Annotated in this window: 10 protein-coding genes; 8 read left to right on the top strand and 2 right to left on the bottom strand. The window is 35.6% G+C overall.

Going from position 1 to position 12,646, the window contains the following annotated elements:
- Nucleotides 1-3: 3 nt before the first annotated feature.
- From GHC26_RS03850 to spo0A, 5 genes are all read left to right on the top strand, one after another.
- On the top strand, nucleotides 4-819 hold the full coding sequence (locus GHC26_RS03850) for a TlyA family RNA methyltransferase (RefSeq protein WP_163969954.1): 816 nt from the start codon (nucleotides 4-6) through the stop codon (nucleotides 817-819).
- Between the two features lie 17 nt (nucleotides 820-836).
- Complete coding sequence (ahrC, locus tag GHC26_RS03845; RefSeq protein ID WP_163969953.1) at nucleotides 837-1,286, top strand: transcriptional regulator AhrC/ArgR; 450 nt, start codon at nucleotides 837-839, stop codon at nucleotides 1,284-1,286.
- A gap of 24 nt (nucleotides 1,287-1,310) precedes the next feature.
- Nucleotides 1,311-3,026: a DNA repair protein RecN gene (gene recN, locus GHC26_RS03840; protein ID WP_163969952.1), complete on the top strand. Its 1,716-nt coding sequence runs from the start codon at nucleotides 1,311-1,313 to the stop codon at nucleotides 3,024-3,026.
- A gap of 198 nt (nucleotides 3,027-3,224) precedes the next feature.
- Nucleotides 3,225-4,511 carry a SpoIVB peptidase gene (gene spoIVB / locus GHC26_RS03835; protein WP_163969951.1) on the top strand — a complete coding sequence of 429 codons (1,287 nt, stop codon included), beginning with the start codon at nucleotides 3,225-3,227 and terminating at the stop codon, nucleotides 4,509-4,511.
- A 674-nt stretch (nucleotides 4,512-5,185) separates the two neighbouring features.
- Nucleotides 5,186-5,965 (top strand): sporulation transcription factor Spo0A, encoded by a 780-nt coding sequence (spo0A, locus tag GHC26_RS03830; protein WP_163969950.1) that lies wholly within the window; start codon nucleotides 5,186-5,188, stop codon nucleotides 5,963-5,965.
- 285 nt (nucleotides 5,966-6,250) lie between these two features.
- On the opposite strand, the gene GHC26_RS03825 is transcribed toward spo0A, so the two are convergent.
- Nucleotides 6,251-7,597, bottom strand: coding sequence for an aspartate kinase (locus GHC26_RS03825; RefSeq protein WP_163969949.1), 1,347 nt, complete (start codon nucleotides 7,595-7,597; stop codon nucleotides 6,251-6,253).
- A gap of 450 nt (nucleotides 7,598-8,047) precedes the next feature.
- Entirely contained in the window at nucleotides 8,048-8,290 is a 243-nt protein-coding gene (locus GHC26_RS03820; protein ID WP_163969948.1) for a DUF2627 domain-containing protein, read from the bottom strand.
- Nucleotides 8,291-8,425: 135 nt separating this feature from the next.
- On the opposite strand from GHC26_RS03820, the gene GHC26_RS03815 reads away from it, so the two are divergent.
- The 3 genes from GHC26_RS03815 (at nucleotide 8,426) to GHC26_RS03805 (ending at nucleotide 12,626) form a co-directional block, all read left to right on the top strand.
- Nucleotides 8,426-10,510 carry a sigma 54-interacting transcriptional regulator gene (locus GHC26_RS03815; protein ID WP_163969947.1) on the top strand — a complete coding sequence of 695 codons (2,085 nt, stop codon included), beginning with the start codon at nucleotides 8,426-8,428 and terminating at the stop codon, nucleotides 10,508-10,510.
- A gap of 106 nt (nucleotides 10,511-10,616) precedes the next feature.
- Nucleotides 10,617-11,519, top strand: a complete 903-nt coding sequence (yqiS, locus tag GHC26_RS03810; protein ID WP_163969946.1) for a phosphate butyryltransferase — start codon at nucleotides 10,617-10,619, stop codon at nucleotides 11,517-11,519.
- A 12-nt stretch (nucleotides 11,520-11,531) separates the two neighbouring features.
- Nucleotides 11,532-12,626 (top strand): Leu/Phe/Val dehydrogenase, encoded by a 1,095-nt coding sequence (locus GHC26_RS03805; protein ID WP_163969945.1) that lies wholly within the window; start codon nucleotides 11,532-11,534, stop codon nucleotides 12,624-12,626.
- Nucleotides 12,627-12,646 lie beyond the last annotated feature (20 nt).

The raw sequence follows: 12,646 nt of genomic DNA, 5'->3' as shown, positions 1-12,646 counted from the left end.
AAAATGAGTAAAAAACGATTAGATGTATTATTAGTAGAACGGAACTTAATAGAAACAAGAGAAAAAGCCAAGCGGGTAATTATGGCTGGTTTAGTATTTTCAGAACAAACACGTTTGGACAAGCCAGGTATGAAAGTTGATGAGGAAATCCCATTAACTGTAAAAGGAAAAGGAATCCCTTATGTTGGACGTGGAGGGTTGAAATTAGAAAAGGCTTTAAAGTACTTCACCATTGATGTTGCTGGCAAAACAATGGTGGATGTTGGATCTTCTACTGGAGGATTTACGGATTGTGCCCTGCAAAATGGTGCTAAGCTTTGTTATGCCATTGATGTTGGATACAATCAATTGGATTGGAAATTAAGGAATGATGACCGTGTTGTGGTTATGGAAAGAACAAACTTTCGTTATGTGACACCAAACATGTTTGATCAAGGAACACCGAATTTTGCCACGATTGATGTATCATTTATCTCCCTTCAATTAATATTACCCGTATTAAAAGAGATTTTAGCAAAAAACAGTAAAATTGTTGCCTTAATAAAGCCGCAATTCGAAGCTGGAAAGCAACAAGTAGGGAAAAAAGGAATTGTTCGTGATAAAGCTGTTCATCTACAAGTACTTCAAAAAATTCTATATTTTGCTGAAAGGGAGCGCTATCAACTTTTTGACCTAACATACTCACCGGTAACTGGTGGTGATGGAAATATAGAGTTTTTGGCATATTTAGGATGGGGAACGGACCAAGAGAACAAGCGATTCACAACAGACGAGATAAAACAGAAGGTGGAAGAGGCACATATCTCGCTTCATACTTAATAAAGGGGATACGTTACATGAGTAAAGTGCAGCGTCATATTAAAATTCGTGAACTAATTACAGAAAATGAGATAGAGACACAAGATGAACTAGTGGATCAGTTAAAAGCATTAGGTTATCGAGTAACACAAGCTACTGTTTCGCGTGATATAAAAGAACTACATCTTGTCAAAGTGCCATCGACAAATGGTCATTATAAATATAGTTTACCTGCAGATCAACGTTTTAATCCATTGGATAAATTAAAGCGACTAATCCGTGATGCATTTGTGAAAATTGATCATGCAAGTCATTTTATTGTATTAAGAACACTCCCAGGAAATGCTCATGCGGTAGGGGTTTTGATTGACAACTTAGATTGGGAAGAAATAATGGGTACAATATGTGGAGATGATACGTGTCTTATTATTTGTCGTACAGAAAGTGATACAGAAGCAATAAAGAAGCGGTTTATTGAGATGTTATAAACACATCTAGATGGGGTGAATACGATGTTAATGGAATTATCGATTCGTGATTTTGCAATTATTGACAAGATCGTGATTGAATTTAATGGAGGTCTTACAGTATTATCTGGTGAAACAGGTGCAGGTAAATCCATCATCATTGATGCATTACAATTATTGGCTGGTGGCCGCGGGTCTGTAGAGTATGTGCGACATGGCACAAAAAAAGCCGAAATAGAGGGATTATTTTCAATTGATGATGATCTGCACCCTGTTTTTCACATTGCTAACCACTATGGAATTGACGTACAAGATAAGATGGTCATTTTAAACCGCACGATTACTGCAAATGGTAAAAGTATTTGTCGTGTAAATGGGAAATTAGTAACGTTAGCTATTTTAAAGGAATTTGGAAAAACGTTAATCGATATCCATAGTCAGCATGAAACACAGTCTTTAATGGATCCAGGTAATCATCTGGTGTTATTGGATTTATTTGATGCTGAACAAATTAAGGGATCTAAAGAAGAATTTATTAACTTATACTTAAAGTTATCGAATTTGAAAAAGCGGTATAAAACATTGAGTGAAAATGAACAAGAAATGGCACATCGTTTAGATTTATTATCATTTCAGAAAAAGGAATTAGAGCAAGCTAACCTTACACCTAACGAAGATGAACAATTAGAAAAGGAACGAGAACAACTTGCGAATTTTGAACGTATACATAGAGGCTTGCAAGATGCTTATAACTCATTATATGGAGAACAGAGAGGACTTGAGTGGTTATATAATGCACAACAAGCATTACAAATGAATCGTGATGTGGACAACTTTATAGCAGAAAAGGCGGATACATTAACAAATTCGTATTATTTGATTGAGGATTTAACTGCTGAATTACGGAATTATACCGAAACGTTAGAGTTTGATGTCAATCGATTAAATGAAATCGAGGCAAGACTTCATGAAATAAATCGTTTGAAGAAAAAATATGGCTCAAATGTGAATGAAATGCTAGACTATTTGGGTAAAATTGAAGAAGAGATCGAAGAAATTACCCATAGAGACTCACACTTAACCAAATTAGCTAATGAAATAGGTGAATTAGAAGCAGATGCCTATTTAGAAGCAAAACAATTACATGATCTTCGTAAAAAAGCTGCGGCTTTACTAACGACGGAAATTCAGTCCGAATTACAGGGATTGTATTTAGAAAAAGCGTCTTTTTCTGTGGAATTTGACGTAAAAAAAGACTCAGCTAGTGAACATGGTTTGAAGTTACATGAAGATGGTTTTGATTATGTCCAATTTCTTCTCTCGACAAATCCTGGGGAGCCATTAAAACCAATCGATAAGGTAGCTTCTGGTGGAGAATTATCCAGAATAATGTTAGCAATGAAAAAGTTATTTGCAAAACATCAAGGTGTAACAAGTGTTATTTTTGATGAAGTGGATACTGGTGTAAGTGGCCGAGTTGCACAAGCAATTGCCGAAAAAATATATCAAATATCAACAGACTCACAAGTATTGTGTATTACACATTTGCCACAAGTAGCTGCTATGGCAGATACGCATAAGTTAATCCATAAGAAGGAAGAAAATAATCGAACCATTACGCAAATAAATGAATTAAACGAAACGACAAAAGTTGAGGAACTGAGCCGAATGATTACTGGGACGCAGTTGACGGATACAGCTAAACAACATGCAAAAGAGTTACTTGATTTAGCAAAAAATTACAAACAAGTGACAACGTAGAAAGTATCTTCAAAAGCCAACTTCCTTTTGGCTTTTTTTATTTCGATTAATCTCTATTCACGTTTCAGGAAACTTTTTTAGAGGAAATGTTACACAGGTTTTCTTATCTTTCACCAGTTTAAAAAAAGTGTTGTTCGGTCACATTAGAAATACAGCAACAATTATGGTATGGGTTTGGAAAGAGGAGAGTGAAATGTATTGAGAAATATATCTAATATTCGTTTATGGATAGGTGTTTTATTACTCGTTGCAGTTATAGCTGCTCCCTTTCTAACACCTTTACAAAAATATCTTTCCATTCCAAATGAGATTGTTACATTTAACAGTGATATACCATTGGAATTACCAACGTTAGGAACAAATGTTGAAGTGAATTCAGAAGAAGAAGTGATTCAGGCGTTAGACTCTTCTCAATTTCAAACAACAAAGGCTGGAAATGATCAAATAATATATGAACTTGCAGGACTTCCTGTTAAAAAAGTAAATGTCTCTGTATTGGATGATTTAAAGGTTATTCCAGGAGGCCAATCAATAGGTGTCCAACTTCATACAGAAGGAGTGCTAGTAGTTGGTCATCATTTAGTTAACGGGAAGGAAGGTGAATTATCACCAGGTGAAGATGCCGATGTGAAAGTCGGCGATATAATTTTAGAAATAAATGGTGACACTATTCAAGAGATGACGGAAGTTAAGCCATATGTAGAAGAAGCTGGTAAAAACAACGAATCCTTACAGCTTAAAATTAAACGAGGAGACGAGACAATTGAAACAACATTACATCCTGTAATGGATAAAAAAGAAAGTGAATATCGAATAGGTCTTTATATTCGAGATTCTGCAGCAGGAATTGGAACAATGACCTTCCATCATCCAAAGTCGAAAAAATATGGTGCATTAGGTCATGTTATATCAGATATGGATACACAAAAGCCAATTGAAATTCATGACGGTACCATTGTAAAATCCTCCATCGAATCCATTGATAAAGGAAATAATGGAACACCAGGAGAAAAGCAAGCAAAATTTTCGATAAAGGAAGATCAGATTGGTTCTATTACTAAAAATAGTCCATTTGGCATTTTCGGGGAACTAAATAAATCCATTACAAATGATGTTCATGATGATCCGATGCCTGTCGCACTCTCACATGAAGTAAAAGAGGGACCTGCAAAAATTTTAACGGTTATTGATGGAGAAAAAGTGGAGGAATTTGATGTAGAGGTTGTAAGTAGTGTTCCGCAAAAATACCCAGCAACAAAAGGGATGATTATTCAGATTAAAGATGACAAATTGTTGAATGCTACTGGGGGCATTGTACAAGGGATGAGTGGTAGTCCAATTATTCAGGATGGCAAAATTATAGGAGCCGTTACCCATGTTTTTGTTAATGATCCAACTAGTGGATATGGTGTGCATATAGAATGGATGCTTCAAGATGCAGGAATAGCAATTGATAAAGAGGAACAAGAAAATAAAGCAAGTTAAGCAAAGACTTGTAATGGGTTAGTTCCCCATTTCAAGTCTTTTTATTTTTATAATGTAAGAAAGAAAAAAGTTGGCCCCATTACTACCTTTTATAGGAAAGGCCATGTCAGCTTCGAGCCATTTATGTCCTAGTATTGGCGTTGCGATTGACGTGACGATTTTAGCCAGTGAGACGGATAGGATGTCCTAGTACCTCTAGACATAAGGACGCCCGAGTTTTCATCGGCCAGCGCCTACCACCTCAAGGTCATAAGTCAATCCACATTACGCGTAAAAAGCACCACGCCCCAGGCTTGGATTATGCTTGGCAAATAAGAAAGACAACGGTCCTACTGCATAAGTGCAACTAAAGTTTTCGCCATAAGGACTTGGCGACAAGCCAAGTTTTTAACCGGGAGTGATCAAAGTACTTCTAGCTTTTGTTCTTTAATTATTTTGACGATTTGTGATATAATACAATCAATCTTAAACAAAATATTATTCGACAAATACACATTAATTTTTGTCAAATGCTATCATAATTTATCGTTTTATATCGATTTTTTAAGTAAATAAAAGATATTTAAAGATATTAGAAAAAAATTTAAAGTTTTTAGCTAAAAAAAAGGATATTTCGTTTTTCTGTCGAATATATAATACGGGAAAGATCGAATACATAAAGGAGGATACTTTAGGTGGATAAAATTTCAGTATGTATAGTGGACGATAATCGAGAATTGGTTGACTTATTACAAGAATATTTTGCTGAGCAAAAAGATATTGAGGTGATTGGCGTAGCGCATAATGGAAAAGACTGTCTGGAAATAATGGATGAATTAAATCCAGATGTGTTAATATTAGATATCATTATGCCACATGTAGATGGTTTAGCAGTACTAAATAAATTAAGAGAAAGTGAAAAAGCGATGCCAAATGTAATTATGTTGACAGCTTTCGGTCAAGAGGAGGTTATGAAGAAAGCAGTTGACTTAGGTGCTTCCTATTTTATATTAAAGCCATTTGATTTAGATCATTTAGCAGAACAGATTCGTCAAGTACAAGGAAGCCAGCTTATTCAACCAAACACAACAAATGGCACTGTGAAAAAGGAACGAAAGAAAAGAGATCTAGAGGAAAGTATCACTAACATTATTCATGAAATTGGTGTTCCAGCACATATAAAGGGATATATGTATTTAAGAGAAGCAATTACAATGGTGTATTCTGATATAGAATTGTTAGGATCTATCACAAAAGTGTTATATCCAGATATAGCCAAAAAATATAATACAACTGCATCAAGAGTCGAACGTGCCATTCGACATGCTATTGAAGTAGCATGGAGTAGAGGAAATATTGATTCCATTTCTGCTTTATTTGGATATACAGTGAGCATCTCCAAAGCGAAACCGACTAATTCTGAGTTTATCGCAATGGTGGCAGATCGACTAAGACTAGATCATAAAGCAAGCTGAGATAATGGATTTATATAAATATTCTTTATTAGAGCAAAAAATTACTGTATATGAAAATGATCATATACAGTAATTTTTTAGGTTGTTTTTCTAAAGACAGCTGCTTCTTCGTATAAATCTAATGCATAGTTGATGGATTATACAGTAAATTTAGCTATGAATACCGCTACCGAAATACACTTCGCTTTCACCAGGGGCATAAGTGCGACATCTGTTCAAACAAAACTATTGCACATAATATAGATGATACGTCATAAAAAACAAGGAAGATGAAAACATTTTTTATTACGTAAAAAAGACACGATATAGGGATTGGATTGCACGATTTAATCCTTCTGCTTTAATCCCGAACATCATGGAAACCTCTGAAGAACCTTGGTTAATCATTTCGATATTAACATTTGCCTCAGAGAAGGCACTTGTTGCTTTTTGAGCTATTCCAACTGTACTCATAATTCCTTCTCCAACAATCATGATCATAGCAAGGTCTCGTTCAATACTCACGATGTCTGGATGTAATTCATTTTTTATACGCTCTACAATCGTAGTTTCCTTTTCTAAAGTCAGTTGGGACTGTCTTAAAATAACTGACATGTCATCAATACCTGAAGGAGCGTGTTCAAAGGATATATTCTCATCTTCTAAGATTTGAAATAGTTTACGTCCAAACCCTAACTCTCTGTTCATTAAATATTTACTGACATATAGATTACAGAATTCGGTATCACTAGCAATCCCGACGACACATTTTTCGGCTTGTAACTTACTTGAGACGATCATTGTTCCAGGTGCTTTTGGATTATTTGTATTTTTAATGCATACTGGAATTTTCTCTTTAAATGCAGGTATAAGTGCTTCATCATGAAAAACTGAAAATCCAGCATAAGATAGTTCTCGCATTTCTTTATAAGTTAAACTTGTAATTTCCTTTGGGTCTTGCACAATTTGTGGATTGACGGTATAAACAGAATCAACATCCGTAAAATTTTCATATAAAGACGCTTTTACTCCAGCTGCTACTATTGATCCAGTGATGTCAGATCCACCTCTAGAAAAGGTTACTAACTCATCATCTGCCGTATACCCAAAAAAGCCTGGGATAACTTGAATACCTTGTGTTTCACGCAATTTATATAGTTTTGCAAAACTCTCAGATAATATTTGTGCATTTCCTGGTTCATTACTAACCATAATTCCTGCATCTTTTGGATTAACATAATTGGCTTTAAGTCCTAAAGAAGAAAGGTAAGCACTCACTATTTTGGCAGAACTATCCTCACCAATTGATTTAAGTCTGTCCGCTTTCCGTTCATCAGTAATTGTACTGGACAAAATGGATTTAATCGATTGTAGGATATCATCGATAATAGCTTTTGATAACTGTAATCCTTCTATAATTTCAGAAAATCGATTCATAATTTTGTTCAAAATAGCATCAATCGGTTGATGTTGAAAATGGGTGTCTGCAAGCTTAATTAAAAGATCTGTTATTTTTTCATCGTTGCCGTGACGTTTCCCTGGTGCAGATACCACAATAAATTTACGTTGTGGGTCTTCTTGTATAATTGATCCGACCTTTTTGATTTGTGTAGCACTTGCTACTGAACTTCCTCCAAATTTTGCTACTTTCATGTTTGACATCTCTCCGTAGAATAATTTAGTTCATTTTAAAATATTACCACAAATTATGTCTAAATGTCATTCAAACGGCCGAACATTGTATATATTGATTCCTTCTATCCTTTTTAAGATACTGTTTTATAAGAGATTGTTGTTTTTTTACGAATGCATCTTTATACATTGTTGATGTATGATGCGTCGTAAAGTTTCAGCTATAATTATCGCTTCGGAAAAACATTTCGCACACCTTAGGACTCCCACGAGCCTCCGTTGCGAAACCCACACTGCGGGGTCTCTTAGGCTCGTTTCGACTCGACAGGACGTGCTAGTACTGGCATTGCGATTGACGTGACGATGTTAGCCAGTGAGACTCGACAGGACGTTAGCATGAGGCGTTACAACAGGACGCATGAAACTTTAGCCGACTCGGTCTTTTTTATCCTCCTTTTTGAACATGCACTATTAGCTATCTTTTTGCTTTTCTTCTATAGCTTTATATGCATTTTTTCTGTCTCGATAAATGATAAATCCTCCAATAAATGCAATTCCTCCGATGAAAAAGACAAGTCCAAAAATAAATTGAACAACAACATGAAAGAAAATTGGATATATATCTTGAAACATTGCATCACGCATTAATTTTATACCAAAGGCAGAAATGATACCTGGGATGACTAGAGCTAATACAGCAATTATGCGAACCATATTTCTTCTCCTTCACTTAATGATCTATTGTAAGTATAGCAAAAAATAATTTGAGAAGGAATTAAAACTTAATTGCCAAAAAGTGCAGAATAACGTATGATGAAATTATGCAAAATATTGCAAGGTGGGGGTTTTATGAAACGCGTTTTAATTATTGGTGGTGGTAAAGGCGGTACTGCACTATTAAAAATACTGCATGCAACAAATCGAATGAAAGTAGTAGCAATTATTGATAAAAATATAGATGCTCCAGCATTACAATTAGCCAAAAGTTTAAATGTTAAAACGGCTCAACAATGGGAAAAATGGATACATAACGAAATCGATATTATTATTGAGGCGACTGGGGATGAAAACGTTTTAAATCGCATTATTGAAACAAAAGATAGCCAATCGATTGTCATTCCAGGGTCTGTTGCATATATCATAGCGGAACTATTTGATGAAAAAGAGTCCTTATTGAATCAGCTTAAACAACAAATGAACAATCAAACGTTAGTCTTAAATAATATTCGTGACGGGATGATCGTCATTAATGACCGAGAAAATGTAGAATTTGTAAATGATAGTGCAGAAAGGATTGTTGGTATTTCGAGGGATGACTTTTTAGGGAAGCACATTACAGACGTTATTACAGATTCACGATTACCACATGTTTTACGTTCGCGGAGGAAGGAAGTTAATCAAAAATTAGTGTTAGAAAACGGCAAGAAAGTGATTACAACGAGAATCCCTATTATTAATGAAGAACAACAGCTAATTGGAGCATTTGCAGTTTTTAAAGATATTACAGAGGTCGTTGATTTAGCAGAAGAAAATACAGACTTAAAAGATATAAAGACGATGCTTGAAGCCATTATTCAATCCTCAGATGAAGCAATTAGTGTTGTGGATGAAAACGGGTACGGATTAATGATTAATCCAGCCTATACGCGAATTACTGGCTTACGAGAAGCTGATATTATTGGTGAACCAGCTACCGTTGATATATCAGAAGGAGAAAGTATGCACTTAAAAGTTCTCCAAACACGCCGTCCCGTAAGAGGAGTTCGAATGAAAGTAGGACCATCTAAAAAGGATGTATTGGTGAACGTTGCTCCGGTTATTGTAGATGGTAAATTAAAAGGTAGTGTCGGTGTATTACATGATGTTTCTGAAATTCAGTCTTTAACCAGTGAGTTAAAACGAGCTAGGCAGATTATTCGAAGCTTAGAAGCAAAATATACCTTTAATGATATTATTGGTTCATCACAAGAGATGAAACTCGCCCTAGAGCAAGCAAAAGTTGGTGCTAAAACACCAGCAACAGTTCTTTTAAGAGGAGAATCTGGAACAGGAAAAGAATTATTTGCCCATGCTATTCATAATGAAAGTGATCGTAAACATAACAAATTTATTCGGGTTAATTGTGCTGCTATTGCAGAGTCGATACTAGAAAGTGAATTGTTTGGATATGAAGAAGGAGCATTTTCTGGTGCTAAACGCGGCGGAAAAAAAGGCTTATTCGAAGAGGCACATCGAGGGAGTATATTTTTAGATGAAATCGGTGAGTTATCGTTGCATATGCAAGCAAAACTACTTCGGGTGCTACAAGAGGGTGAAATCGTCCGGGTTGGAGGAACAGATCCAATTACGATTGATGTTCGGATTATAGGTGCAACCAATATAAATTTAGAAAAAGCGATTATGAACAAAATCTTTCGCGAGGATCTGTATTATCGCCTCAATCGCTTACCTATTTTTGTTCCATCCCTCCACGAAAGGATTGCTGACTTACCACAGTTGGTACAACATATTATCCATAAAATTAACCAAGACTATGGACGAAATGTACGGACCATTGCTAATGATGCACTAGAAGAATTAATGGAGTATCAATGGCCTGGGAATGTGAGAGAATTAGAAAATGTTATTGGCCGGGCCATGATTTATATGGGTATGAGTGAGGAAGTTATTCAAAAAAGCCACATACCTAATCTTCAAAACGAGGTTAAAGAAAATGGTGAAACAGGGCAATTAATTCGGACTGAACGGACCACAGAACAGCCACTACAAATGGCTGTAGAAGATTTTGAAAAGGACTTTATTTACTCAGTTTATAAACAAAACGACTTTAATAAAACACAAACAGCTAAAGCACTTCATATTTCCGTTCGAAATCTTTATTATAAAATGGACAAGTACAAAATTGAAAAGACTGACATGCAAAATCGTTCATAGATGCAATAAATTGCAAAGTGCGACCTTTGCTATAAAAGCGCTTTCAACGAAAAGTGATTGGCACGATTTTTGCAGTTAATATTAGTGAGAGAATAGGAGGCGAGGTATGAATTCATTAGCAACGTTACAGGATCAAGTCAAACAAGAAAAAAATCAAACCGTTGCCATTGCAAATGCTGGTGATGAAACAGTTTTGTTGGCTGTAAAAAAGGCAATTGAGCTAGATTTATGTTCGTTCATTCTATTTGGAGATGAAAAACAAATTATAGCCATTGCTAACGATATAAATTTAGACGTTAAGCAAGGAAATATAGAAGTAAGCCATGTAGTTACAAATGTTGCAGATGAAGCAGTTAAAGCGGTACATCAGCAAAAAGCAGATATTTTGATGAAAGGCCACGTTCCAACAAAAAAAATACTTCAGGCAGTCTTAAATAAAGAATACGGGTTACGTACTGGAAATGTCTTGTCTCATGTTGCACTTTTTGAAATTCCTAATCAAAATAGGTTGTTTTTTTTAACGGATGCTGCCATGAATATTGAACCTGATTTAAATCAAAAGGTTCAAATAGTAGATAATGCAGTAAAGGTTGCCAGAGGGATTGGCTTTAGAATGCCTAAGGTTGCTGTCATTAGTCCTGTTGAGGTGGTAAATCCATCAATAAGGTCAACGTTGGATGCGGCTGCACTAACACAAATGCAAAAACGAGGCCAAATAAAAGGGTGTATTGTAGATGGCCCATTAGCATTTGATAATGCTATCTCACTAGAGGCTGCTAATCAAAAAAACATTACTTCTGAAGTGGCAGGGAAGGCAGATCTCTTAATGGTTCCAACAATTGATGTTGGGAATGCATTATATAAATCATTTATTTATTTTGCACAAGCAAAGGTTGCGGCTATTATTAGTGGAGCTAAAGCACCTATTATATTGACATCTAGAGCAGATTCAGCTGAAAGTAAACTTTATTCATTATCATTAGCTTTAGCTTCATCCAAAACTTTTTAGGGAGGAATACTAATGGAAATTTTTAAGTATATGGAGAATTATGATTATGAGCAATTGGTATTTTGTCAAGATAAACGTTCGGGGTTGAAAGCAATTATTGCAATTCACGACACAACGATTGGACCAGCGCTGGGTGGTACAAGAATGTGGACATATGATTCCGAAGAAGAAGCAATTGAAGATGCATTACGTTTAGCAAAAGGGATGACTTATAAAAATGCTGCAGCTGGCCTAAATCTTGGTGGAGGGAAAACCGTTATCATTGGCGATCCAAGAAAGGATAAAAACCCTGAAATGTTTCGTGCCTTTGGACGCTATATACAAGGATTAAATGGAAGATATATCACCGCTGAGGATGTTGGAACAACGGAACAAGATATGGATTATATCCAGATGGAAACAGACTTTGTTACTGGGACTTCATCTGCAGATGGTTCATCGGGAAATCCATCTCCTGTAACAGCTTACGGTGTATATAAAGGGATGAAGGCTTCTGCTAAAGAAGCGTTTGGTAGTGATTCACTCGCAGGAAAAACGATTGCTGTCCAAGGATTAGGAAATGTAGCATATACGTTATGTGAGTATTTACATGAAGAGGGTGCAAAATTGGTCGTAACAGATATTAATGACCAAGCAGTAAAACGAGTAGTTGACGCATTTGGTGCTACTGCGGTAGATCCAGGTGCTATCTATGATGTAGATTGTGATATTTATGCACCTTGTGCACTAGGTGCTACGGTAAATGATGATACAATCCCTCGATTAAAAGCAAGTGTTATTGCAGGTTCGGCAAATAACCAACTTAAATCATCAAAACACGGTGATATCCTGCATGAAAAAGGAATTGTGTATGCACCAGACTATGTTATTAATGCAGGTGGTGTTATTAATGTGGCAGATGAACTAAATGGCTATAATCAAGCTAGAGCAATGAAAAAAGTAGAAGAGATTTATGGTAGTTTGGAAAGAGTATTTGAAATTTCGAAACGAGATAATATCCCAACATATCTTGCTGCTGACCGTATGGCAGAAGAACGGATTGAAGCATTACACCACTCTCGTAGTCAATTTTTGTTAAATAATCATCATATCCTAAGTAAAAGATAAATGACGATATTATATTAACG

This window comes from Oceanobacillus halotolerans (genome assembly GCF_010993955.1).
GTDB classification, from domain to species: Bacteria; Bacillota; Bacilli; order Bacillales; family Amphibacillaceae; genus Oceanibacillus_A; species Oceanibacillus_A halotolerans.
The sequence above is the reverse complement of the archived record's forward strand: the minus strand, read 5'-3'. Positions and strand labels throughout refer to the sequence as shown.

Coding starts and splice junctions, on each gene's coding strand:
- GHC26_RS03850 (WP_163969954.1), top strand. CDS start 4: ATGAGTAAAAAACGATTAGATGTATTATTAGTAGAACGGAACTTAATA.
- ahrC (WP_163969953.1), top strand. CDS start 837: ATGAGTAAAGTGCAGCGTCATATTAAAATTCGTGAACTAATTACAGAA.
- recN (WP_163969952.1), top strand. CDS start 1,311: ATGTTAATGGAATTATCGATTCGTGATTTTGCAATTATTGACAAGATC.
- GHC26_RS03825 (WP_163969949.1), bottom strand. CDS start 7,597: ATGAAAGTAGCAAAATTTGGAGGAAGTTCAGTAGCAAGTGCTACACAA.
- GHC26_RS03820 (WP_163969948.1), bottom strand. CDS start 8,290: ATGGTTCGCATAATTGCTGTATTAGCTCTAGTCATCCCAGGTATCATT.
- GHC26_RS03815 (WP_163969947.1), top strand. CDS start 8,426: ATGAAACGCGTTTTAATTATTGGTGGTGGTAAAGGCGGTACTGCACTA.
- yqiS (WP_163969946.1), top strand. CDS start 10,617: ATGAATTCATTAGCAACGTTACAGGATCAAGTCAAACAAGAAAAAAAT.
- GHC26_RS03805 (WP_163969945.1), top strand. CDS start 11,532: ATGGAAATTTTTAAGTATATGGAGAATTATGATTATGAGCAATTGGTA.